The organism is Acinetobacter sp. UBA2063 (assembly GCF_002333245.1).
Taxonomy (GTDB): domain Bacteria; phylum Pseudomonadota; class Gammaproteobacteria; order Pseudomonadales; family Moraxellaceae; genus Acinetobacter; species Acinetobacter parvus.
This window is the reverse complement of record NZ_DDAH01000021.1, coordinates 1-21,960: the sequence shown is the minus strand read 5'-3', so window position 1 is coordinate 21,960 and position 21,960 is coordinate 1. Positions and strand designations below refer to the sequence as shown.

At 40.8% G+C, this 21,960-nt stretch carries 21 protein-coding genes; 10 read left to right on the top strand and 11 right to left on the bottom strand.

Features of this window, described 5'->3' with window-relative positions:
- A partial coding sequence (locus B4H32_RS00950) for a bifunctional hydroxymethylpyrimidine kinase/phosphomethylpyrimidine kinase (RefSeq protein WP_286799332.1) occupies nucleotides 1–189 on the top strand: 189 nt, incomplete at its 5' end.
- Between the two features lie 86 nt (nucleotides 190–275).
- Here the strand turns inward: B4H32_RS00950 and B4H32_RS00945 are convergent.
- The 4 genes from B4H32_RS00945 to efp all read right to left on the bottom strand — a co-directional run bounded on the left by B4H32_RS00945 (nucleotide 276) and on the right by efp (nucleotide 4,531).
- Nucleotides 276–1,334 (bottom strand): GGDEF domain-containing protein, encoded by a 1,059-nt coding sequence (locus B4H32_RS00945; protein WP_000942899.1) that lies wholly within the window; start codon nucleotides 1,332–1,334, stop codon nucleotides 276–278.
- Between the two features lie 145 nt (nucleotides 1,335–1,479).
- Nucleotides 1,480–1,683 (bottom strand): YbdD/YjiX family protein, encoded by a 204-nt coding sequence (locus tag B4H32_RS00940; protein ID WP_000914504.1) that lies wholly within the window; start codon nucleotides 1,681–1,683, stop codon nucleotides 1,480–1,482.
- Nucleotides 1,676–3,769, bottom strand: a complete 2,094-nt coding sequence (gene cstA / locus B4H32_RS00935; protein ID WP_286799255.1) for a carbon starvation protein CstA — start codon at nucleotides 3,767–3,769, stop codon at nucleotides 1,676–1,678. Before cstA ends, B4H32_RS00940 begins: the two co-directional genes overlap by 8 nt.
- 192 nt (nucleotides 3,770–3,961) lie before the next feature.
- The gene (gene efp, locus B4H32_RS00930) at nucleotides 3,962–4,531 is read right to left on the bottom strand and encodes an elongation factor P (protein WP_004652839.1); all 570 of its coding nucleotides are present in this window, start codon (nucleotides 4,529–4,531) and stop codon (nucleotides 3,962–3,964) included.
- A gap of 89 nt (nucleotides 4,532–4,620) precedes the next feature.
- On the opposite strand from efp, the gene epmB reads away from it, so the two are divergent.
- Genes epmB through B4H32_RS00915 form a run of 3 tightly spaced genes read left to right on the top strand, consistent with a single transcriptional unit; the run spans nucleotide 4,621 to nucleotide 9,480 of the window.
- Entirely contained in the window at nucleotides 4,621–5,637 is a 1,017-nt protein-coding gene (gene epmB / locus B4H32_RS00925; RefSeq protein ID WP_004679395.1) for an EF-P beta-lysylation protein EpmB, read from the top strand.
- A 13-nt stretch (nucleotides 5,638–5,650) separates the two neighbouring features.
- On the top strand, nucleotides 5,651–7,408 hold the full coding sequence (locus B4H32_RS00920) for a GTPase (protein WP_286799243.1): 1,758 nt from the start codon (nucleotides 5,651–5,653) through the stop codon (nucleotides 7,406–7,408).
- A complete protein-coding gene (locus tag B4H32_RS00915) occupies nucleotides 7,390–9,480 on the top strand; it encodes an EAL domain-containing protein (protein WP_286799241.1) in 2,091 nt (696 codons plus the stop codon). The genes B4H32_RS00920 and B4H32_RS00915 overlap by 19 nt, the downstream gene beginning before the upstream one ends.
- A 90-nt stretch (nucleotides 9,481–9,570) precedes the next feature.
- Here B4H32_RS00915 and rpmE read toward each other — a convergent pair whose 3' ends face one another.
- Both rpmE and B4H32_RS00905 read right to left on the bottom strand, forming a co-directional pair.
- Complete coding sequence (gene rpmE, locus B4H32_RS00910) at nucleotides 9,571–9,795, bottom strand: 50S ribosomal protein L31 (RefSeq protein WP_286799238.1); 225 nt, start codon at nucleotides 9,793–9,795, stop codon at nucleotides 9,571–9,573.
- 197 nt (nucleotides 9,796–9,992) lie between these two features.
- Nucleotides 9,993–10,967 (bottom strand): bile acid:sodium symporter family protein, encoded by a 975-nt coding sequence (locus B4H32_RS00905; RefSeq protein WP_171055719.1) that lies wholly within the window; start codon nucleotides 10,965–10,967, stop codon nucleotides 9,993–9,995.
- Between the two features lie 135 nt (nucleotides 10,968–11,102).
- Between B4H32_RS00905 and B4H32_RS00900 the strand changes: the two genes are divergently transcribed.
- Nucleotides 11,103–11,925 (top strand): IS5 family transposase gene (locus B4H32_RS00900; protein ID WP_286799234.1). Its coding sequence is split into 2 segments (ribosomal slippage): nucleotides 11,103–11,480 and nucleotides 11,482–11,925, totalling 822 coding nucleotides; the frame shifts between segments, so codons are not numbered across the junction.
- 74 nt (nucleotides 11,926–11,999) lie between these two features.
- Here B4H32_RS00900 and B4H32_RS00895 read toward each other — a convergent pair.
- Both B4H32_RS00895 and baeS read right to left on the bottom strand, forming a co-directional pair.
- Complete coding sequence (locus tag B4H32_RS00895; RefSeq protein WP_004683115.1) at nucleotides 12,000–12,686, bottom strand: response regulator; 687 nt, start codon at nucleotides 12,684–12,686, stop codon at nucleotides 12,000–12,002.
- A gap of 46 nt (nucleotides 12,687–12,732) precedes the next feature.
- Nucleotides 12,733–14,403, bottom strand: coding sequence for a sensor histidine kinase efflux regulator BaeS (gene baeS, locus B4H32_RS00890; protein WP_286799228.1), 1,671 nt, complete (start codon nucleotides 14,401–14,403; stop codon nucleotides 12,733–12,735).
- Between the two features lie 131 nt (nucleotides 14,404–14,534).
- Here baeS and B4H32_RS00885 point away from each other — a divergent pair, with 131 nt between their 5' ends.
- The 4 genes from B4H32_RS00885 to B4H32_RS00870 all read left to right on the top strand — a co-directional run bounded on the left by B4H32_RS00885 (nucleotide 14,535) and on the right by B4H32_RS00870 (nucleotide 19,555).
- The gene (locus B4H32_RS00885; RefSeq protein ID WP_286799226.1) at nucleotides 14,535–14,894 is read left to right on the top strand and encodes a heavy-metal resistance; all 360 of its coding nucleotides are present in this window, start codon (nucleotides 14,535–14,537) and stop codon (nucleotides 14,892–14,894) included.
- A gap of 295 nt (nucleotides 14,895–15,189) precedes the next feature.
- The gene (locus B4H32_RS00880; protein WP_286799220.1) at nucleotides 15,190–16,992 is read left to right on the top strand and encodes an acyl-CoA dehydrogenase C-terminal domain-containing protein; all 1,803 of its coding nucleotides are present in this window, start codon (nucleotides 15,190–15,192) and stop codon (nucleotides 16,990–16,992) included.
- Between the two features lie 161 nt (nucleotides 16,993–17,153).
- Nucleotides 17,154–18,935 carry an acyl-CoA dehydrogenase C-terminal domain-containing protein gene (locus B4H32_RS00875; RefSeq protein ID WP_286799217.1) on the top strand — a complete coding sequence of 594 codons (1,782 nt, stop codon included), beginning with the start codon at nucleotides 17,154–17,156 and terminating at the stop codon, nucleotides 18,933–18,935.
- A 122-nt stretch (nucleotides 18,936–19,057) separates the two neighbouring features.
- Complete coding sequence (locus B4H32_RS00870) at nucleotides 19,058–19,555, top strand: phosphate-starvation-inducible protein PsiE (protein ID WP_004683121.1); 498 nt, start codon at nucleotides 19,058–19,060, stop codon at nucleotides 19,553–19,555.
- Between the two features lie 41 nt (nucleotides 19,556–19,596).
- Here B4H32_RS00870 and B4H32_RS00865 read toward each other — a convergent pair whose 3' ends face one another.
- Both B4H32_RS00865 and B4H32_RS00860 read right to left on the bottom strand, forming a co-directional pair.
- Entirely contained in the window at nucleotides 19,597–19,974 is a 378-nt protein-coding gene (locus B4H32_RS00865) for an RcnB family protein (protein WP_004683122.1), read from the bottom strand.
- A gap of 151 nt (nucleotides 19,975–20,125) precedes the next feature.
- Nucleotides 20,126–20,617, bottom strand: coding sequence for an RcnB family protein (locus B4H32_RS00860; protein WP_005330344.1), 492 nt, complete (start codon nucleotides 20,615–20,617; stop codon nucleotides 20,126–20,128).
- A gap of 167 nt (nucleotides 20,618–20,784) precedes the next feature.
- On the opposite strand from B4H32_RS00860, the gene B4H32_RS00855 reads away from it, so the two are divergent.
- Nucleotides 20,785–21,234, top strand: a complete 450-nt coding sequence (locus B4H32_RS00855; protein WP_010589434.1) for a hypothetical protein — start codon at nucleotides 20,785–20,787, stop codon at nucleotides 21,232–21,234.
- Between the two features lie 26 nt (nucleotides 21,235–21,260).
- Here B4H32_RS00855 and B4H32_RS00850 read toward each other — a convergent pair.
- Nucleotides 21,261–21,960 (bottom strand): phospholipase D-like domain-containing protein (locus B4H32_RS00850; protein ID WP_286799209.1); only part of this gene is annotated, 700 nt, incomplete at its 5' end.

Below are 21,960 nucleotides of genomic sequence, written 5' to 3'. Positions count from 1 at the left end.
GCAGGTTGCACATATTCTGCTGCAATTACAGCAGAACTTGCAAAAGGAAAACCTGTGAAAGAAGCAGTAAAAACTGCTAAAGAATTCATCACAGCTGCTATTCGTTACTCATTCAAAATTAACGAATACGTAGGTCCAACTCACCATGGTGCATATCGTAAATTTGTTGTATCAAAAGAACTTGTCTAATATATAAATAAAAAACACTCACAAATTTCATACATTGCCTCTGTGAGTGTTTTTTATAAGCTTTATGTCTTCTGGTCATCTTATCTTTAAGATACAGAGCTGACCTTATTTCTACCATTTCGTTTCGAGTAGTATAACGCATCATCCGCCGCTTGAATAAATTGCTCCGTTGATTCTTCATATTCTGAAACCCCCACCGAAACTGTAATTTTTATTTTCGTTTCATCTAACAATTGAAATGAGTGACTTTCAACAGCTGTACGAATTTGCTCGCCCATAAGAATTCCGTAAGCTAATCCCTTATTCGGTATCAAAAGCGCAAACTCCTCTCCACCCTTTCGAAAAGCCAAATCTGGAAATTGTGAAGTTTCTCGTAAAATACATCCTACTTGTTTTAGCACTTCGTCCCCTGCAGGATGCCCGTACGTATCATTTACATACTTAAAGTGGTCAATATCTATAAGTAGTAAACAAAACGAATCATTTTTCATGTTCTTATTACTAATATGACGATTCATCTCTAAATCAAACTGTCTTACGTTTCCTAAACCTGTCAATGCATCTATCGTTGCGTATTGTTTCATCTTTTGAAATAACTCATTGGATTGTAAAACATAATTTGCACTTATGAATGTTATGTAACCTGTAATAATACTAGAAATTAAATATAATCCCACTATGTGGATTTCTTTAATTAACCATATATATAACGCTGGGATTAGAATAGATAAAATATATGTGTGTAACCATACCCACTTTCCCCCTAAAGAAAGCTTCATGCGCGAAATAAAGATACTCCCTATTCCTATCGCAATGATTGTATAAAAAGCCACTTGAGAAGCTAATGAATAATCCATAAACAACAGCCTAGTTACTAAAATCATACCAATTGTTATGGTACTCGCTATCGGTCCTCCAATAATAACAGCTAGAATAACAGCTAAATAGCGTAAATCCAATAGAATGGTACCAACACGAACACTGAAATACATCAATACTATACCTAGTATCCCAGTAAAAATGCCTACTACACATTTCTGCCCAAAAGAGAATCCTTCTTTTAACGGCTTATCCCTTAAAAGCTGGCCCCCAATAAAAATAAAGGAAAGAATAATTGTTGTATTTACAAATAAGTCCCTTAACATAAAATAATCTCCCTACTTTTCCATCTATCCCCTTCCTCACTTTATTGTATACGAAATACCTTTAATTCCCAAAGGTTTTGTTTATTTTTGCTGTTCCACGTGAAACAGCAAAAAAATAAAAAGGGCGAAAACTCGCCCTTTTTCATTAACAACAGCGTGATATTTTTCCACCCTTTGCATTAAATCTTGCTTCTTGTGCCTCAGCAAAAAATTGCTTTTGACATACAACCTCTTCTTCAGGATGATGCTTTTTCATATGCTCCACATATACTTCATAACTTGGTACTCCAACGAGCAAACTAATAAAGCGTTTTCTTTCACCCCATACTTGCCACAACTTTTTAAGCATAGTTCCTCGACTCACTTTCATCTCTAGGAATATATGGTGCCTCTTTTAACGGCATTGGCTTATTTCTTAATACTTGGATCCAAATTCGAAGTGCTGAAATTAACACAGCGATTACAACTATCATAAAAATTCCGCAAAGCGCTGCATCGATATAATCATTGAAAATAATTTGCTTCATTTGAGCGACATTTTTAGCTGGCGCTAACACTTTTCCCTCATCTAATGCTCCCTGAAATACCTTTGCATGCGATAGAAATCCAATTTTAGGATTTTCATGAAATAGCTTTTGATATCCCGCCGTCATCGTTACAATCAGCAACCCGATAGTTGGAATAAGTGTTACCCAAACGTACGCCTTTTTTCCCATTTTAAACAAAATTGTCGTTCCAAGTAATAATGCAATACCTGCTAGCATTTGATTTGCAATACCGAAAAGTGGCCATAATGTATTAATTCCACCGAGCGGATCTATTACCCCTTGGTATAAGAAATATCCCCACCCTAATACACATAATGTTGTAGCGATTACATTCGCTAATGTAGAATCCGTTTTCCCAAATGGCTTATATACATGCCCTAAAATATCTTGAATCATAAATCGGCCGACACGCGTTCCGGCATCAATTGTTGTTAAAATGAATAGAGCTTCAAAGAGAATCGCAAAATGATACCAAAATGCCATCATGGCCGTTCCACCTATTACTTGTGAGAAAATATATGCCATACCTATCGCTAATGTTGGCGCACCACCTGTACGTGATAAAATTGTTTGCTCTCCAACATTTACAGCGAGATCTTTTAGTTCATTTGGTGTAATAGCAAATCCCCATGAGGAAATAACTTGAGCTGCCTGCGAAACATCTGTACCGATAAGTGCTGCGGGGCTATTAATTGCAAAATACGTTCCCGGTGTTAATACACAAGCCGCAATCATCGCCATCGCTGCTACAAACGACTCCATTAACATTGCTCCATAACCGATTGGCTGTGCGTGTCCCTCTTGCTCGATCATCTTCGGCGTCGTACCTGATGAAACGAGAGCATGGAATCCAGACACTGCACCACAAGCAATAGTAATAAATAAGAACGGGAATAAGTTTCCAGAAAACACAGGACCAGTTCCATCAATAAATTTCGAAACTGCTGGCATTTGTAAATCTGGTGCTACAATTAAGATACCGATTGCTAACCCTACAATTGTTCCGACTTTTAAAAATGTACTTAAATAATCACGTGGTGCTAAAAGCATCCAAACTGGTAATGCCGATGCGATAAATCCATATACAATAAGCATAATAGCAATTGTTTCACCACTAAATGTGAACATACTTGCAAGTGTTGGATTTTCTGCTACATACTGTCCTCCAACAAGAGATAAAATAAGTAGGATAATACCAATTACTGATCCTTCTCCAACACGACCAGGCCTAATATAGCGCATATAAACTCCCATTAAAATAGCGATAGGAATCGTTGCTGCTATCGTAAACATTCCCCAAGGACTTCCGATTAGTGCCTTTACTACGACTAACGCTAATACTGCTAATAAAATAATCATAATTCCTAAAATACCTATCATTGCAATTAGTCCTGTAACAGGTCCAATCTCATCTTTAATCATTTCTCCTAACGATTTACCATTACGTCTCATCGAAGCAAATAAAATGACAAAATCTTGGACAGCCCCCGCAACAACTACCCCAACAATAATCCAAATGGTTCCTGGTAAATATCCCATTTGTGCTGCTAAAATCGGTCCTACTAAAGGTCCCGCCCCAGCAATCGCTGCAAAGTGATGTCCAAATAAAACATATTTATTGGTCGGGACATAATCCAGACCATCATTCAAACGATGTGCTGGTGTTAAGCGTTTAGGATTTAATTCAAAGACTTTTGTTGCAATAAATAAACTGTAGAACCGATATGCAATGCTATAAACACAAACTGCGGCAAGAACAAGCCAAACCGCATTGACATGCTCACCGCGACTCACCGCCAATATCCCAAATGAAATTGCCCCGACTATGGCAACCAAACTCCATAGGAGTTTTGAGGGGAGTGTTGATTTTGCTTGTGTTGTCTCCATTCAAAACCTCTCCAATACATAATTTGTGGTTATTTTGATTTCGCTTTCTCTATTTTCTGTAGAAAAATATCTTTGTCAGTTTATCTTTTATCAAAAATGATTTATCTAATACTTTGGCATCAAAAAGGGATGATTGTTTAATCACCCCTTAGAGAATCGTGTATCTTACGTAGCAGTGCTACTCATTTACGATTATGCACGCTCTAAGTAATCACCTGTACGCGTGTCTACACGAACACTTTCTTCCTGCTGTACGAACAATGGAACACGCACCACAGCACCTGTTTCAAGTTTCGCTGGCTTACCGCCACCGCCAGAAGTATCACCACGTACACCTGGATCAGTTTCAACGATTTTCAATACCACAAAGTTCGGTGGACTCACAGTTAAAGGTACGCCATTGAACAACATGATGGTACATTTTTCATTTGAATCGTCTTTTAACCATTTCGCAGCATCACCCATTGCGGTTTTGTCAGCAGCGATTTGCTCGAAAGATACAGGGTCCATGAAGTTCCACATTTCGCCATCGTTGTAGAGGTAATCCATTTCAACTTCAACAATATCAGCGGCTTCCAAAGAGTCACCTGACTTGAAAGTTTTTTCCAATACCTTACCAGAACGCAGGTTACGCAGTTTCACACGGTTGAACGCCTGACCTTTACCTGGTTTTACATATTCGTTTTCCATGATTGAACATGGGTTGCCATCAAGCATAACCTTGAGGCCTGCTTTAAAATCATTTGTAGAATAATAGGCCATGAAAGGCGCACTCCAAACTTAAAACTCAACTCTATTAATGCTAGACTACAAGTACAGGCATAGTCCTCACACTATTTTTAACGTATGGCATGATAAACTATTTACATCAAGAGCAAAACTGGCAATCACAACTGAGTGACCTCATTACTGATCCTCTGGAGCTGTTAAATCTACTTGAGTTATCCACCGATCAGCTATTATCAGGGGCAATCCTCGCCTCTGAAAAGTTTAAATTGCGTGTCCCGCGTGCATTCGTCGAAAAAATGAGCATTGGCGATCCACTTGATCCGCTGTTGCTACAAGTCCTGCCCCATCATCTAGAACTTGAGGAACATCCTGAGTTTGTCACCGATCCACTGGGTGAAGAGGCAGCCAACCAGATGGCTGGCGTTCTACATAAATATCAGTCCCGTTTTTTACTGACCTTAACAGGTGCATGTGCAATTCACTGCCGTTACTGCTTTCGCCGTCACTTTCCCTATCAGGAAAATTTGCCTAAAAATGATGACTGGCCACATATCAAACAATATATTGAGCAAAATCCGCTGATCAATGAAGTGATTTTGAGTGGCGGAGATCCCCTAACTTTGTCAAATCGAAAAATTTCACTTTGGCTGGAACGTCTTGCCTCCCTCCCACAGATTAAAATACTGAGAATTCATTCACGTGTTCCCATCGTTATTCCAAATCGAATCGATGAAGAGCTGATTTCCATATTAAAAAACAGTAGGCTACGCATTGTAGTAGTGATACACTCAAATCACGCAGCTGAACTTGACGACTTTACTTGCTCAAAGTTATTACAGTTATCAGAACACCATATTACAGTGCTAAATCAGGCAGTTTTATTAAAAGGTGTGAATGATTCTGCAAAAACTTTGCATGAGTTGAGTTTCCGTTTATTTGAAGCCAGAGTAATGCCCTATTACCTGCATGTTTTGGATAAAGTCAAAGGGGCTCAGCATTTTGATTTAAGATCTTCAGAGATAGATCAGATATACAGTGATGTATTGGCAAGTTTACCAGGCTATCTGGTTCCGAAACTTGTGAGGGAAATTGCGGGCGAAAAAAATAAAACACCGCTTTTTGGGGTTCAAACGTTCTGAGATTGATAACACAATGATGAATAATGCTTTTTCGGATATATTTCAAATTCCAACTGTCTTGAGACGGGATAAACTCAGCTTTTGCGACACCAATTCAAAAAGCTTGAATGAATGGATTTCCAACCTGTCCATCATGCAGTTGGGCGATACCTCCAAAGCACTATTTGCAGCCCTGTTGGAACTCAGCGAACTTGAGTGTTCTGAGACACTGCGTTTCGATCTGGTACAAATTTTACATCCCACAATTGAAAATGTACTGGGTAGTCTGGAAAAGAACTTTTTTAATCAGGGTGTCATCAGTTCAGACCGCAATGAACACATCATTGAACTGGCCATGTTGTTACGCTGTTATTTTGCGGCTATCTACATCAATATCGTGCGTCGCAGCAGTGACCAGCTCGATAATCAGAAATTTTCAATCTTTGCACTAAACCAGAAAAAGAACTTACAAACCGCCAGAACCCTGGCAACTTTTCAGGCCTTGCAACAACTGACCCAACTTCTCTATCAGCAACATATGCTCTATAGTGAACCTGTTGCAGGACAATGGCTGATTTCCCATCAACTTTATGAGGCTGCACTCACCCATAAATACCACCAGACCAATCTGGAACAGATTCAGGGCAGTAAACCCAACTCTCTCAGCAATATTTCCCAGGCCTATGCCCAACTAATTTTGATGGATATTTTTAATACCAATCAAATTCGCCAGTCTGAAATTCAGGCATTGTTCCAGTGTAGTTTTGACTGGGCAAAAATGCTTCAGATTCTGTCTAAGGAGACTGACCTGACCAAGTATGTGGTAGACACCAGCAAAGACCACCCACCCATCTATAATAAAAAGCAAAGCTCAGGGTTTAATCCCAATGTTTTTATCAGCACCAATACCTTGCTGGACCATGTCACAGCAACCTTACATAAAAATGCTGAATATATTTCCAAGAATGAAAAAATCTACCTGACCCCTGCACTCAAGTTCCATGTTCAGACCATTCTTGGAACCACAGCAGAGCGTCGTCATGAACGTTATGAATATTCAGCCCAGTTGCATATCTGTTTTGGTTTGCTAACCGCACATTTTTATCTATCCAAAGCCAAAAATTTTGATGAGACCTTGTTGCTGGAGCATCACTTCAATTTACAAAACGAATCGAGATTTATGTCCTCATGGGATAAAAAGCTTTCTGAAAACAATGAGGAATCAAGCATCCAGCGCTTAAGCCGTGAAAGCAAGGTCGTTTACCAATCCGACATACTGGATATCAGTGTCAATGGTTACCGTATTAAATGGTCAGGAGAAGCCCCTAAAAACTTAAGAACAGGTGAATATATTCTGGTCAAGGAAACCTCACATGGGCACTGGCGTGGCGGCGTGATTCGCTGGCTTAAACAGTCAACCGAGAAAAGTCTGGAACTGGGATTGGAGGTTCTTGCTCAGGAAATTTTCCCATGTGCGGTACGCGTTCAGGCTGATCGGCATATGAGTAACTACCATCCAGCACTTTTATTAAAAAACCAGAATCTGGATGAAACCAAAACAACTTTAATTTTACCTGGTTCACAAATTTTTAGGGAACATCAGGCCATTCATTTACGATTGGGGAAAGAGGAAGTAAAAGTGTATTTATTAAACGCACAATTAATTACCCAGAGTTTTGTTCAATTTGATTTTGAACTGCTAAATGAAGAGGAACAGTCCATTCTTCATAAATTCATGTCACAAAATAATATGGATACCAATGATCAAGATTTATGGGAAGCATTGAAGTGAGAAATTCTTTACTCTCTAAAAAGTTAAAACGAACTGAAACCCGCTTACTCATTATTGATGATAACCAGTTACGTTATAACCAGATTCTGGAGTTATTCGCCAATCAGGAGCATCAGGTCAAGGCGACCTTGCTTGACGACCTCAAGGCATTTGAGAAGCAACTGAATCTTCCCTGGGATATGGTTATTTTTGGACGTGCGTACGACCTAAAGATTGAACAGACTCTTTCAGTGATTCAGGCATCCTCACAGCCTAACCTCCCTGTACTGTTACTTGAACCAGATGACTACAAAGCTGATCAATATCAGACGTATATCCATAAAGGGATTTATGATGTCCTAAATCTTAAATCACCTGAAAATTTTTATATCAGTATTATTCGAGCCCTGTCCTATAGCCGCTTGGTTCAGGCGGAACATCGCCTACTCAGTGAATTGGAAGCAGCACAAACCCAGGCGCAGTCACTGGTTGCAGAAACCCATAAAGCGGTCGCAATTTTGCAGGAAGGCATTCATATTACGGCCAACACAGAATATGCACAGCTTTTTGGATTCAGCAATGCAGACGATTTAATTGGCCTACCCATTCTGGACGTTTTGCAGCCTGAAGAACTAGGTCAGTTTAAACTGCGTTTTAAGAAAATTTCACAGGGACAGTTCGAACAAGGGCGATTTGAACTTCGCACCCAAAACCCAAGTGTAAAAAACAGTGCATTACAGGTTGAGTTCCTTCCTTCAGGAAATGAGGATGAAATCCAGCTGAACATCGAATGTGAGTCCACCATTCAGTCTTCAGCGACAATACCAGTTGTTACTTCTTCTGAAAAAACTTCAGTCCTGAATACTGCCCTGCAACATATCAACCGACAACTTGCAAACCACCCAGCCAATGCCAATGCGCTGGTTTTATTTAGCCTCTATAGCTGTCCAAACGAAGTATTCCAGACTGACTGGCGTGCCACCAAGGCTTATTTCGCCAACATTGCAGGTTTTATTAAGGAACAGGTCAATGTCCCTGTCTGTCAGGTGGACCATGCGCTTTATGTTGCCTTGTTTCAAGCAGAATCAGCCAATGTACTCAACTCACTTCTGATTGGATTGAACAGCCTAAAAAAACCGCAGTTACTGGTGACTGAGAATTATACATTCCCCCTACACCTGAAACTGGGCTACAGTGAACTTGCCCAGCCAATTGCAGACGAAGCCAGTTTTGAAAAAATTCTCACCAAGGCCTTCTCACTGGATTTACCAACGATTGACAGCCCGAAAATTGATGCAGATATTGGTTTAACAACCGAACAGATTCCAAGCAATGTAGAGCTAAGCCTGTTACAGGAACTCAGGCAAAAACTGGATGCAGGCGATATCCATCTGAAATACCAGCAGCTTTATGACAAGCAGGATCAACATACCCATACTTATGAAGTGTCGGGTGGTTTTATCCATAACAATCAATGGCAGGATATCGCTGATCTGGGTGATTTAAAGGATGATCCTGAATTATCAGTTCAACTGGACCGCTGGATACTGGTTGAGGCATGCAAGCAGTTGCATAACTTTATTACCCAGTATCCTAAAGCGAAATTGATTGTAAACCTCAATCACCATATCTTGTTGAATGACAAGAAACTGCCTGAGCTGGTTGCCAAGTTACTCACCATTGTTGGTAGTAAACAGGCTCACCCACTGATTCTGCAATTCTCAGAACAGGCCCTACAGCAGAACCTGTCTCAGGCACAGCCACAAATTGCCTTACTGCGACAACATGGGGCAGAGATTTCCATCCGTGGTTTTGGCGACTCATTGTATAGTGACAGCATACTTCAACAGATTGATACCCAATATCTCAGCCTCCATAGCAAGCTGGCAAAAATGCTGGGGTCTGAAAAACAGATGGCGGCACTACAGGAAAAGATTCTACACTTTATTGCCCAAAAACCTGTTGAGATTTTCCTGACTGAACTCAATGATATGAACCAGTTTGCCAATGCATGGAATGTAGAGGCCCGTTTCCTACAGGGTAACTATTTCCAGAAGAAACTGGACCGTTTAACGGACGTGCAAGACCAATAAATTCACATAGGGCGTATTCAATACGCCCTATATCTAAAAATTATAATCATAAAAAAACGGGCATATTGCCCGTTTTTTGTTTTCTTGATATTAACGCTTGATAGAACGCGACATACCAGAGAAACGTTGCTTGAATTTGTCGATACGGCCGCCAGTGTCCACATTCTTTTGTTTACCAGTATAGAATGGGTGGCAAACTGAACATACGTCAAGGTAAATTGTTTCTTTACCAAGCGCAGAACGAGTTTCGATCACATTACCACATGAACAGGTAGCAACTAATGTTTGGTATTTAGGGTGAATATCGGCGCGCATGGTCGATGCTCCTATTTAGCAAGAAAGGCTTAAGCTGTTATCGCAATTGATCACTCTCAACATGAGGAAAGCTAAGTGTTTTCACACTCGCAGATCAACACCACAACAGACCATTTCTTTTGACTCACCGAGACTCCAGGTCAGAGCAAAGCCAACAAGTGGCGAATATTATACACCAATAAATTCAATTTTGCGAACTATTCCTGACCTGATTTTGACCAGTGATTGGCGATTATCCCACACACCATCAACTGAATTTGGTGGAAAATCATAATCGGCAACACAATCATCCCCAATGGTTGCCCAATAAACAAGATTTGTGCCATTGGGACACCACTGGCCAGTGTTTTCTTGGAACTACAAAAGAAAATGGTGATTTGATCAGCACGGTTAAAGCCCAGCCATTTGGGCAGATATAAAGCAAGCAACATCACTACAGTCAGCAGAACAGAACATGCAACCGTTAAATAAAGCAGCGTCAAGCCACTCACCTGATACCATAAACCAGCCACCACGGCACTACTGAAAGCACCGTATACCACCATCAAGATCGAACCCTGATCAAAAGCCTTTACCAGACTCGGCAGCTTGAGCATATAAGGGAAAATATAAGGACGTAATAACTGCCCCAAAATAAAAGGAACCAGTAACAATAAGATGATTTGAATAATCGACTTGGTTGGATCAAAACCATGCTGGCTTTGCCCGAGAATAAAATAGCTGACCAAAATTGGCGTAATAAACATGCCAATGATATTGGAAAAAGATGCGCTACACACTGCCCCAGCAACATTGCCCTTTGCCATTGAGGTAAATGCAATGGAGGACTGTACTGTTGATGGCAGGAAGCACATGAACAGGAAACCCCAATACAACTGCTGACCTAAAAGAGGTTCCAAAATGGGTTTTGCCAGTAACCCAATGGCTGGGAAAATCACAAAAGTAAAGACAAATACCAAGGCATGCATTTTCCAGTGCAACATCCCCTCAACCACTGCTTCACGTGAGAGTTTTGCACCATGTAAAAAGAACAGGATAGCAATTGCGACAGTTGTGAGAATATTAAAATAATGTGCAAGCTGACCTGATACTGGAATAAAGGTCGCCAATATCACCATTGTAATTAATAATATTGTAAAACGATCCAATGCCAATAATTTCAACATAATAATTACGCTCACTGCTAAAAAAATTCTGAATCTAAGATATTTTTTTATTCAACAAGTATATAAAATAAAAAAATATTTTGATTCAACACAATATAATAAACCTCTTGCGACAATAAAAACTGCCTCAATATAGATTTCATGAAATATCAGAAATTAAACCGTTTTTCAGATTCTGAATTCAAGCGCTTGGTTGGCGTACCTCGACCAGTTTTCAGTGAAATGGTCGAAGTTTTAAAAGATGCAGAATCACTTAAAAAGAAATCAGGGCGTCCTTATACTTTAGCTATAGAGGATCAATTATTATTAACACTCAATTACTTACGGAATTATAACACTCAATTGGAATTGGTGGCAAATTACCATATCGCTGAAAGTAATGTGAATCGAACCATTAAAAAGGTTGAAGATGCATTAATGAAATCAAGGCGTTTTACCCTGCCAAAACGAAGCATTACAACAGCAGACGAACAATTTAACTGGGTCATTATTGATGCTACAGAATGTTCAATAGAACGTCCCAAAAAAAAATCAGAGTAAGTTCTACAGTGGTAAAAAGAAGAAACATACGCTAAAAGCCCAAGTGATCTATCATCCGAAGAGCAAACAAATCATAGGAGTAGATATATCTTCTGGCAGTCAGCATGATATTAAATTGGCAAGAAAAACAGTTAAGAAATTCAAACATTGTGAATATGTTATGACCGATTTAGGGTATTACGGATTAGAGCAAGATGGCTTTAAATTGTTGATGCCAATCAAAAAAAAGAAAAAATTTCCATTATTTAAAGTTGAGAAAAAGTACAATAAAATGATTGAAAAAATACGAGTTGTGATCGAACACATTAATAGTCAATTGAAAAGATTTAGAATACTCAGTGAACGCTATCGAAATAGACGGAAAAGATTCGGTTTGCGCATTAACTTAATTGCCGCACTGGTAAACCGGATGAACTTGCAATAACGACTTTCGCAAGAGGTCTAATGACAATCGATTATTGAATAGAAAGCCCTTTATTAATAAAGGGCTTATATTTTTTACTCATCAGGATATTCAAAGCGGTAACCCACTCCATACACCGCCTGAATCCATTCATGGCGATTGCCTGTATCGGCGGCTTCGGTGATTTTACGGCGCAGGTTTTTAATATGGCTGTCTATCACCCGATCAGCCACATCAAAGCTGTCAGGGTTAATATGATCTAACAATTGCGCACGTGAATACACCTGCCCAACATGCTCCAAAAATAATTCCAATAAACGGAATTCTGTCGGTGTTAAAGTGAGTGTTTTTTGCTGATACCAGATGCGTTGCTGCGCCTTATCAATACGGAATAAATCATCTTGTTCAGGTTCAGCCTTACGCTCCAAACGGCGTAACACCGCCTGAACACGTGCCACCAGCTCTTTCGGACTAAAGGGTTTACAGATATAGTCATCTGCGCCCATATTTAAGCCCAACACGCGGTCAATTTCTTCAGTCCGTGCTGTTACCATGATAATCGGCAAATCAGACTGTTCACGTACTTTACGGCATATGGTTAAACCATCCATACGAGGAACCATCAAGTCTAAAATCATGAGACTGGGTTTACGTTGTTGAAACTGGGTATAAGCATCCTGACCATCATGAAACATACTGACTTCAAAACCAGCCGCCTCTAAATAATCCCGAACCAGCTCTGCCAGTTCAACCTCATCCTCAACCAACATAATGTGTTTCATGGTCTTCATCCTATCCATTATCCTCAAGCAAAGAGGAGCTAAAAAGTTATTTGATCTGTTTTGGGAAAGTCAGCACACAACGCAATCCACCTAAAGGTGAATGATTAAAAGCAAGTGAACCACCTAAAGCCTGCGCAAGTTTACAAGACAAAGCCAAACCTAAACCTGTTCCGCCAGTGCTACGGGTACGGGAGTCATCCACACGATAAAAACGCTCGCCTAAACGCGCCAACTGCTCATCACTTACCCCAAATGGGCTATCATCCACATACAGTACCCATTCATGCTCATTTTGTTGAGTGTGAATCTGTATTTTTCCACCCTGTTCCGTGTAACGCACACAGTTCCCTAACAAATTGACGATAATCTGTTTAAAGCGGTCACGGTCTAAAGATAACAACGCTCCCTCACCTGACAGTGAAACTTCCAACTGATTCTGCTCAAAAGTCGATTTAAAGTTGTCAACCTCCTGCAACACCACATCCCAAGGGTTGACTTCAGCAAAATAGCATTTCAACTGCTGCGCATCTGCCTGTGCCAAATCCGCCAAATCTTGTGTTAGCTTCTTTAAACTACTCACTTGACGCATCATTGCATCAAGGTGCTCGGGGGTTGCTTTACGAATTCCATCCTGCATCGCTTCAATCTGTGCTTGTAACACAGCCAAAGGCGTTTTTAATTCATGAGAAGTATCTGCGACCCATTGACGGCGCGATTCCTCATGTTGATGCAAAATATCAGCCAAATGATTCAGTTGATTAGATAAATCTCCCAATTCATCATTTCGCTTAATCATAACCTGATGTTGGTAATTTCCACGCGTTAATTCCAACGTCGCATTGAGCAAACGTTGAATTGGCTTTTTAAAATAAGTTGCCATCAATAACGCAGCCACCAAACTGGAAAGCACCGTTAAGGCGTAAACTAAAAGCAAATAACGCTTTTGATTACTAAAGAAATTGATACTTGATGCATCATCCTGATCCAATACGGGTTTTAAGCCGAGATAACCCACAACTTTTTGATCGACCAAAATTGGACGATAGGCTATTTGATCAGTTGCAGGTTCGCCCACAATAAATTGGTGTTTTTCATCATATAAAGACAGTCTTGAACTTAAACCTAAACGATCTGGAATTGATACAAAACGCTTTTTAACGTGTTCAGATGATGAACTAGATTTGCTCTCTTGCTTGTCATCTTTCGCATCTTTCTTTAATCGAAATTGGCTCGGACTCAAAGGAAAACGTAAGCCTTCAAAGGGTTGATATTCTGATGGTAAATTTTGTTTAAGAATCTTTAATTCTTCATCATTAAAAATCTGACGATTTTTTAATTCGGTGTTGTTTTGAGCTAAATTGGGTGAAAGCGACAATAATGTATGGTCATTAAAATAACGTTGCTGTAACGCAATATCATACTGACGGCGCAACCACCACTGAGACAAGCGATCATAATCATCAGGTGCTGCGTTCCCTTCAATTTGTAAAATTTGCGCCTGAATGGCATTCCCCCAGTCATGATAAACCGTATAAACATTACCTAGATTCGCAATCAAACGATCTAATTTTTGCATTTCCACATCAGCAACATAACGTGCAAAGTTCTTTTGCATGGTCCAATGCAATACCCCTAAACTGATTGTTGCAATCACTAAGGTAGTCAGTAATACCGTTAAAAATAAACGTATGGCTAAAGGCATGCGACGAACATTCAAAAGCGAAATCTCAATAGTGTTCTATTTATGGATTGTAACCAACATGGTTCAAAAAAACTCTCCATTCTTTCTTCATCTTTATTATCTAATCTTTAACAATCGAATGTTAACTGACTACGCAGGATAAAATAATGAACAAGACAAAAATCGTATTAATGACAACTCTTCTCGGTTCTGTTTTAGGTTTGGCTGCCTGCCAAGTAACACCTTCAGAACAAGGAATGAATCATGACCGCCACCGCCACGAAATGCAACGTCAACCACCAACCCCTGAACAACGTGCAGAATGGCAAGCTAAACGCGAACAACGTCAAGAACAACGAGAACAAATGCGTGAAGAACATCGACTACAGAGAGCACAGATCGAGAAAGCCTGTCAGGGTAAACGCATCGGTGAGCGTGTGAATGTTCAATGGAACAACCGTACCATTGAGGGGACATGCGAAGTGCGCTTTACCCCAGATCAGGCCAACTTTAAACGTCAGGCTTAATTACCTCTCCCTCCTCTTCCTCAAGGGCGCATTAAACGCCCTTTTTTTGTCTACACAGCTGCTTACGATTTTCGACATGCAGTTCGAGTTAAAACCTAAAAAATCACCTACAATCTATATGCTTAAACAGGTTGAACCACAAACTTTGACTTAGCAGTCACTCAGAAATGACCTGTAAAAGCTTGTACCGAACGATGACTTGCTGCACGATTAGCAGTACAAAATGCTGCCATTGGGCACATTTATCATTGACTAAGATTATAACTCTGGTTTAACCAGTATTGAGGAAAATGCTATGCCACAATACAAAGCACCCTTACGTGATATGCAGTTCGTATTGCACGAATTATTAAATGCTGAAGCACATTACGCGAAACTTCCTGCATTTCAAGGCACCGTAAGCCGCGAATTGGTTGATCAATATTTAGAAGCAGCAGCTGATTTCTGTGAGAATGAACTTTCTCCTATCAACCAATCAGGCGATCGTGAAGGTTGTACTTGGAATGATGGTGTTGTTACAACACCTACAGGCTTTAAAGAAGCGTATCAAAAATACATCGAACTTGGCTTCCCATCTCTTTCTGCTGAAGAGCAATATGGCGGTCAAGGTCTACCTGTTTCTCTAGGAAACGTGATTTCAGAAATGGTAGGTACAGCAAACTGGGCATGGGGCATGTACCCAGGTCTTTCTCATGGTGCTGTACGTACTTTAGAACATCACGGTTCAGATGAACAAAAAGCAACCTATCTACCAAAGCTTGTTTCAGGTGAGTGGACGGGTACCATGTGTTTAACCGAATCTCATGCAGGTTCTGACTTGGGTATTATCCGTACCAAAGCTGAACCGCAAGCAGACGGCAGCTATGCAATTTCTGGCGAGAAAATCTTTATCTCTGCTGGTGAACATGACATGGCTGACAACATTGTTCACATCGTTCTTGCACGTTTACCAGGTGCACCTAAAGGCACTAAAGGTATTTCGCTCTTCATCGTACCTAAGTTCCTTGTAAATGCTGATGGTTCAGTTGGCGAGCGTAACGCTGTACGTTGTGCTTCGATCGAACACAAAATGGGTATCCATGGTAACGCAACTTGTGTGCTCAACTTTGATAAAGCAAAAGGTTACTTGATCGGACCAGAAAACCGCGGCCTAAACTGCATGTTCACATTCATGAACACTGCACGTATTGGTACAGCCGTTCAAGGTCTTGCTGCATCTGAAGGTTCTTTCCAAGGTGCTTTAGCATATGCGAAAGATCGTTTAGCAATGCGTTCACTTTCAGGTCCTAAAGCGCCTGAAAAAGAAGCAGATCCAATCATTGTGCATCCTGCGGTACGTAACATGCTGTTGACGCAGAAAGCATTTGCAGAAGGTGGTCGCGCACTAGTGCATCTGTTGTGTCTACACGCAGATATCGTTGAACAAGGTGCAACTGAAGAAGATCGTAAATTCTCTGACAACATCTTGTCTCTTTTAACCCCAATTGCAAAAGCGTTCTTAACTGAAACAGGTTCAGAGTCAGCAAAACACGGTATTCAAGTATTGGGTGGTCATGGTTTCATTTCAGAATATGGTATGGAACAAATTGCACGAGATACACGTATTTCTACCATTTATGAAGGAACCACTGAGATTCAAGCACTTGACCTTTTAGGCCGTAAAGTGTTGGGTACACAAGGTGCAATGTTGAAAGACTTCACCAAAATCATCCATAAATTTGTTGAAGCAAACAAAGACAATACTGCAATGCAAGAATTCATTGCACCATTGGCTGCTGCAAACAAAGAATGGGGCGATATCACGATGCAAATCGGTATGCGCGCAATGCAAAACCCTGATGAAGTTGGTGCAGCTGCAGTTGATTACATGTATTTCTCTGGTTATGTCACACTAGCTTACCTATGGGCACGTATGGCATTGGTCGCACAAGAAGCACTTGCAGCGGGCACCACCGATGTAGACTTCTACAATGCGAAAGTAGCGACTGCTCGCTTCTACTTCAAGAAGATCTTGCCACGTGTTCGCTCACACGTAGATGTGCTTTCAACTGGCGTTGCGCCATTGTTTGAACTTGACGCGGAACACTTCGCGTTCTAATCATAGATTAGAGTGAGATGCAACGTTCATCACAGAAAAAGGACTGGTCAGTTTTGACCGTCCTTTTTTTGTTTAATCAATGCTAAATTTACACTATTCAATTTATTTGTTCGTTTTATTTGATCACTTTGCACATGACCTGTGCGTAAAAAGGAACGATTATGCCAATTTACAATGCACCTTTAGCAGACATGAAATTCATCTTAAATGATGTATTTAAAGCAGAACAATTCTGGCAGTCTAATGAGAATCTTGCTCATGTAGATGCTGCAACCGCCGAAGCAATTTTAGAAGAAATGGCAAAGTTTGCCCAAAACGTGACGCATCCATTAAACCGTACTGGTGATGAAGAAGGTGCACGTTGGGTTAACGGTGAAGTATTCACACCAGAAGGATTTAAAGAAGCATTCCGTCAATACGCTGAAGGTGGTTGGATTGGCCTAGGTGCTGATGAGGAATGGGGCGGTCAAGGCATGCCTAAAATGCTGACAGTATTGGCTGACGAAATGTTATTCGCCACTAACCCATCATTCTTGTTGTATCCACTACTGTCTGTCGGTGCAGGCATGGCGTTAGACAGCTATGCATCACAAGAACAGAAAGAAACGTATTTACCTAAAATCTACTCTGGCGAATGGTCAGGCACCATGTGCTTAACTGAACCGCATGCAGGTACAGATTTAGGGATTATTAAAACTAAAGCTGAACGCAATGAAGATGGTACTTATAATATTACAGGTACTAAGATCTTCATTACAGGTGGTGATCACGACCTCGCAGAAAATATCATTCACTTAGTTCTTGCAAAAACACCTGATGCACCTGCGGGTTCACGTGGTATTTCTTTATTCATCGTGCCGAAATACATTGTAAATGCAGATGGTTCTTTAGGTGAACGTAACCCTGTTGGTCCTGGTTCAATCGAACATAAAATGGGGATCAAGGCATCTGCAACTTGTGTCATGAATTTTGATGCTGCAAAAGGTTATCTGGTTGGTAAAGAAAACGAAGGTCTTGCAGCCATGTTCGTGATGATGAACTATGAACGTTTATCAATGGGTATCCAAGGTCTTGGCGCTTCTGAATTTGCTTACCAAAATGCAGCTCAATATGCGACTGATCGTTTACAAGGTCGTAGTGCTTCTGGTGTTAAATCTCCAGGCAAACCTGCGGATAGCATCTTAGTTCATGGTGATGTTCGTCGTATGTTATTGAATGTACGTGCAAATAATGAAGCATCTCGTGCATTTGCAGTATATGTAGGTCAACAGCTTGATATCACTAAATTCTCTACTGATGCAGAAGCAGTGAAAAAAGCCAATGACCGTGTCGCGCTTTTAACACCTATCGCTAAAGCTTATCTAACAGATACAGCATTCCAAGCAACGCTAGATGCACAAATGGTATTTGGCGGTCATGGTTTTATCCGTGAATGGGGTATGGAACAATGTATCCGCGATCTTCGTATTGCTCAAATCTATGAAGGAACGAACGGTGTTCAATCACAAGATTTAATCGGTCGTAAAGTGATTAAGAATGGTGGTGCTTTCATCGCTGAATACATTGCTGAAATTCGTGACTTTGCAAATACATTAGATGCAGATTTGAACTTCATTAAAGATGCAACTTTAGATGCAGCAACTGAAGTAGAAGCAGTTACTCAGTTCATTATTGAGCAAGCAGCTGAAAATGTAGATTTCCCGAATGCTGCTGCGGTGGATTATCTACATGCAGTTGGTCTACTTAGCTTTGCTTATATGTTTGCTAAGATCGCTGCTGCTGCAAAAGACAAATCTGGTGATTTCTACCAAAACAAACTTGCTTTGGCACAGTACTTTGTTGACCGTATTTTGCCAGAACTTGATTCTCGCCTTGCGAAGATCAAAGCAGGTTCTGACTTGATCATGAACTTCAGCGAAGATTACTTTACAAACCAAGCTTAATTCTAGTTCGGTTTTAAAAACTGCCTAAATCATTTGGTTTAGGCAGTTTTTTTATGACCGTTGTAAAATCAGCATAAAAATTGCATCCATTTTTATGATCATGTTGAGTACATTAAATTTCCATGTCTAGTTCAAAAGAGAAACTTGAAGACCTACAACGTCTATTCGACCGTTTAGGTCACTATGCGGTCGAAGCCTTTCATTATTTAGCGCTGTTTATTATCGGCTGTATGATCGCATGGTCAGCCGTGCATACGGTGATTGAAATCCTGACCGTTAAGCAATATGCAAGCATTGACGATATTCTGCTGTTATTTATCTATCTTGAACTGGGGGCGATGGTTGGGATTTATTTCAAGACCAATCACATGCCCGTGCGCTTTCTGATCTATGTGGCAATTACCGCACTGACCCGTTTACTGATTGCTGATATTCAGCACAATCATAAAGCATCAATGGATCAGGTCATCATCACAGGATCCATTTTGATCTTAGCTTTGGCCATTCTGATTGTCCGTTTTGCTTCATGGAACTACCCCTCTGTGATCCGAAGCAAAGAGCAGGAACAACAACTTCCTGCAAATAAGACACCACGACCACAAGATGATGAACTGGCATAAATAAAAAAAGCAGGCTTGATGCCTGCTTTTGATCACTCATGTTATGCAACCCGATAGACACGGTATTTTGAATCCACCAGTACATATTTGCCCTGTACCTGCATCCAGTTATAACCACGTGGTGGTTCATACAAGCGATGTAGGCGGTAGTTTGACACCACATAGCGGTTGCTACGGAATGCCGATGGTAAACGCTCGCCACGTTTAAAGTTTACTCGTTGTCCATAATGGTTTCCACGCTCTGCATTTGACCATCGCGGTGGATCTCTATGATCATTTCGGTGGTCATTTCGATCGTAACGCTGCTCATAACGATCTTTATAGTCGTGATGATTGTTCCAACGATTTGAATCTGCCATTGCTGAAGCAGATGCACCAAACATTAAACTTGATACCAACAACATAACTGTCTTTTTCATTGTTTGATCCTCTGTTTTGATCTGAACTCAGATTAAGAGAAACTCAAGGAGAAACCATGAACAAATCCAGCGACATTGCAAAGCTTTGTAATGAAATCCAAGAAATTATGGAGGTCATTATCAAGGCACAATTTCAAAAATACCCAAGAAATCAGCGAATAATTTCAATGGTGAAATTATCATCGGTTACCAAGAGATAACGTCCATCCACCATGACCCAGTGTCGACCACGTGGCGGCTCACGCAAGGAATAATAGTCCCAGTCACGAACCACATAACGCTCACTACGAAACTCACCAGGCAGCTCATTCCCCACTACAAAAGACTCACGGCGATAACTACCCTCATATTGGGTATCTGGATAATATTCAATCCGAACACTTGGTCGATGCTTGGGGTAAGAGTGGTTATTATTTTGATAGGGCTGATAATAATAGCCTTTTGGTGGCGCAGTGGGGGTATAGCGCTGACTTGAAAAGGCAAATGGGTTCTGTGCAGGCTGCTGATAAGATGGCGAAGCCTGATGCGAGGAGCGGCGCTCCACCCCACTATAACCGCTCCAGGCATTATCGGCGTAAACCATTGCGGGGAGACAGCTCAACACACTGATAAAAGCATAAACATCGTATTTAGATCGCAACATTGCCCTCTCCCATCATCAAATCCTAACCTTTATTTTAGAGCAAAAAATCAGCAATGACTGTTACCATTCGCTACCATTCAGGGCAAATCAAGGATGAAATAAGGAGGGATTTTTCGTCGAGTTTGAGAATATGCTAAAATCCATTTTTCAGTTTTGGGGCAATGTCAGTGTCTGAAATGAATTTTGATCGTCTCTATCAATTCTTCTGTAAGGTTCCAAGTGTACAGGAATCCAGAATCGTGGCGCATGGTACAGATGGTCAACATGCATGGTGGTTTAAGTTCAATATTGATGTTGAGCATCCTTTGGCATGGCAAACCGTTCAGGAACTTGGGCATATACTGAATTATTTATCCACCAATGAACGCCTGCCAACCCAGTTTTTTCCTGTTTCACCGCCACCCTATATGAATGGTGAAGCCAAAGACTTTCTGGCTTGGGTAATCCAGTGTAATCATGCTGAGTTTAGTCCTGATGTAGTGTGTGACTGGCTGGAAGCACGACTTCCAGCGCCTGTGGAAGATGAAAGCCAGTGGAAAATCAAAACGGATCTTAATGAACTCGATCCGTTGGCTGATAAAGACTTAGATCAATTGATTCCACCGAATCCGCAATAAAAAAGAGGCTTAAAGCCTCTTTTTTTTTAGAAAGTCGATAAACCCGACCATTCCATAAAACGATAGAGCCAGTATTTCACTTTTGACTCATCTGCATATTTTGAATAATCGACTGTCACCTGACGAGCATTGGCATTGCTCCACGCCGCATCAAAATATTGTCCTGCATCTTTAAACACCTGCGCCTGTGCTGAGCCAACCACTCGCATATCAGTTTCAAGGTTATAATTTTTCAGGTTACGTGCAGTGAAGTTCGCTGAACCCAAAATTAGCTCAGCTTGCTGGGCATTGTATTTGAACAGCATTTTGCTATGGCACTGTTCGCCATGTGTATCACACCAACGGATCGGGATGCCTGCGGCATGTAGCTCCGAAGCCACCTGACGGTTTGGAATGCCATTTTTTTGACGACCAAAGGCATCCTTGTTTGAGTCAATCATTAAACGAATATTCACACCACGTTGCTGTGCCTGCTTCAATGCCTCAATAATTTTGCGCTCAGACAGATAGAACATGGCCATATCCAGATGTTCCTTAGCCTTTGCTTCATGAATCATTTTTAACACAGCATCATAAATGGCTTTTTCAGTCAGCACCTGAACCTGTGGCAGGCTTTTATCTTCAGTGAATCCACCCATAATTACAAAAGGACTAGAACCCTGCGACATTTGCGCAACCGCCTGTTCAGTTTTAAGCACATCAATGGCCGTTGGTCCATCAACGACT

Coding starts and splice junctions, on each gene's coding strand:
- B4H32_RS00945 (WP_000942899.1), bottom strand. CDS start 1,334: ATGTTAAGGGACTTATTTGTAAATACAACAATTATTCTTTCCTTTATT.
- rpmE (WP_286799238.1), bottom strand. CDS start 9,795: ATGCGCGCCGATATTCACCCTAAATACCAAACATTAGTTGCTACCTGT.
- B4H32_RS00880 (WP_286799220.1), top strand. CDS start 15,190: ATGCCACAATACAAAGCACCCTTACGTGATATGCAGTTCGTATTGCAC.
- efp (WP_004652839.1), bottom strand. CDS start 4,531: ATGGCCTATTATTCTACAAATGATTTTAAAGCAGGCCTCAAGGTTATG.
- B4H32_RS00865 (WP_004683122.1), bottom strand. CDS start 19,974: ATGAAAAAGACAGTTATGTTGTTGGTATCAAGTTTAATGTTTGGTGCA.
- B4H32_RS00940 (WP_000914504.1), bottom strand. CDS start 1,683: ATGCTTAAAAAGTTGTGGCAAGTATGGGGTGAAAGAAAACGCTTTATT.
- B4H32_RS00870 (WP_004683121.1), top strand. CDS start 19,058: ATGTCTAGTTCAAAAGAGAAACTTGAAGACCTACAACGTCTATTCGAC.
- B4H32_RS00920 (WP_286799243.1), top strand. CDS start 5,651: ATGATGAATAATGCTTTTTCGGATATATTTCAAATTCCAACTGTCTTG.
- B4H32_RS00895 (WP_004683115.1), bottom strand. CDS start 12,686: ATGAAACACATTATGTTGGTTGAGGATGAGGTTGAACTGGCAGAGCTG.
- epmB (WP_004679395.1), top strand. CDS start 4,621: ATGATAAACTATTTACATCAAGAGCAAAACTGGCAATCACAACTGAGT.
- B4H32_RS00915 (WP_286799241.1), top strand. CDS start 7,390: ATGGGAAGCATTGAAGTGAGAAATTCTTTACTCTCTAAAAAGTTAAAA.
- B4H32_RS00885 (WP_286799226.1), top strand. CDS start 14,535: ATGAACAAGACAAAAATCGTATTAATGACAACTCTTCTCGGTTCTGTT.
- B4H32_RS00875 (WP_286799217.1), top strand. CDS start 17,154: ATGCCAATTTACAATGCACCTTTAGCAGACATGAAATTCATCTTAAAT.
- B4H32_RS00860 (WP_005330344.1), bottom strand. CDS start 20,617: ATGTTGCGATCTAAATACGATGTTTATGCTTTTATCAGTGTGTTGAGC.
- cstA (WP_286799255.1), bottom strand. CDS start 3,769: ATGGAGACAACACAAGCAAAATCAACACTCCCCTCAAAACTCCTATGG.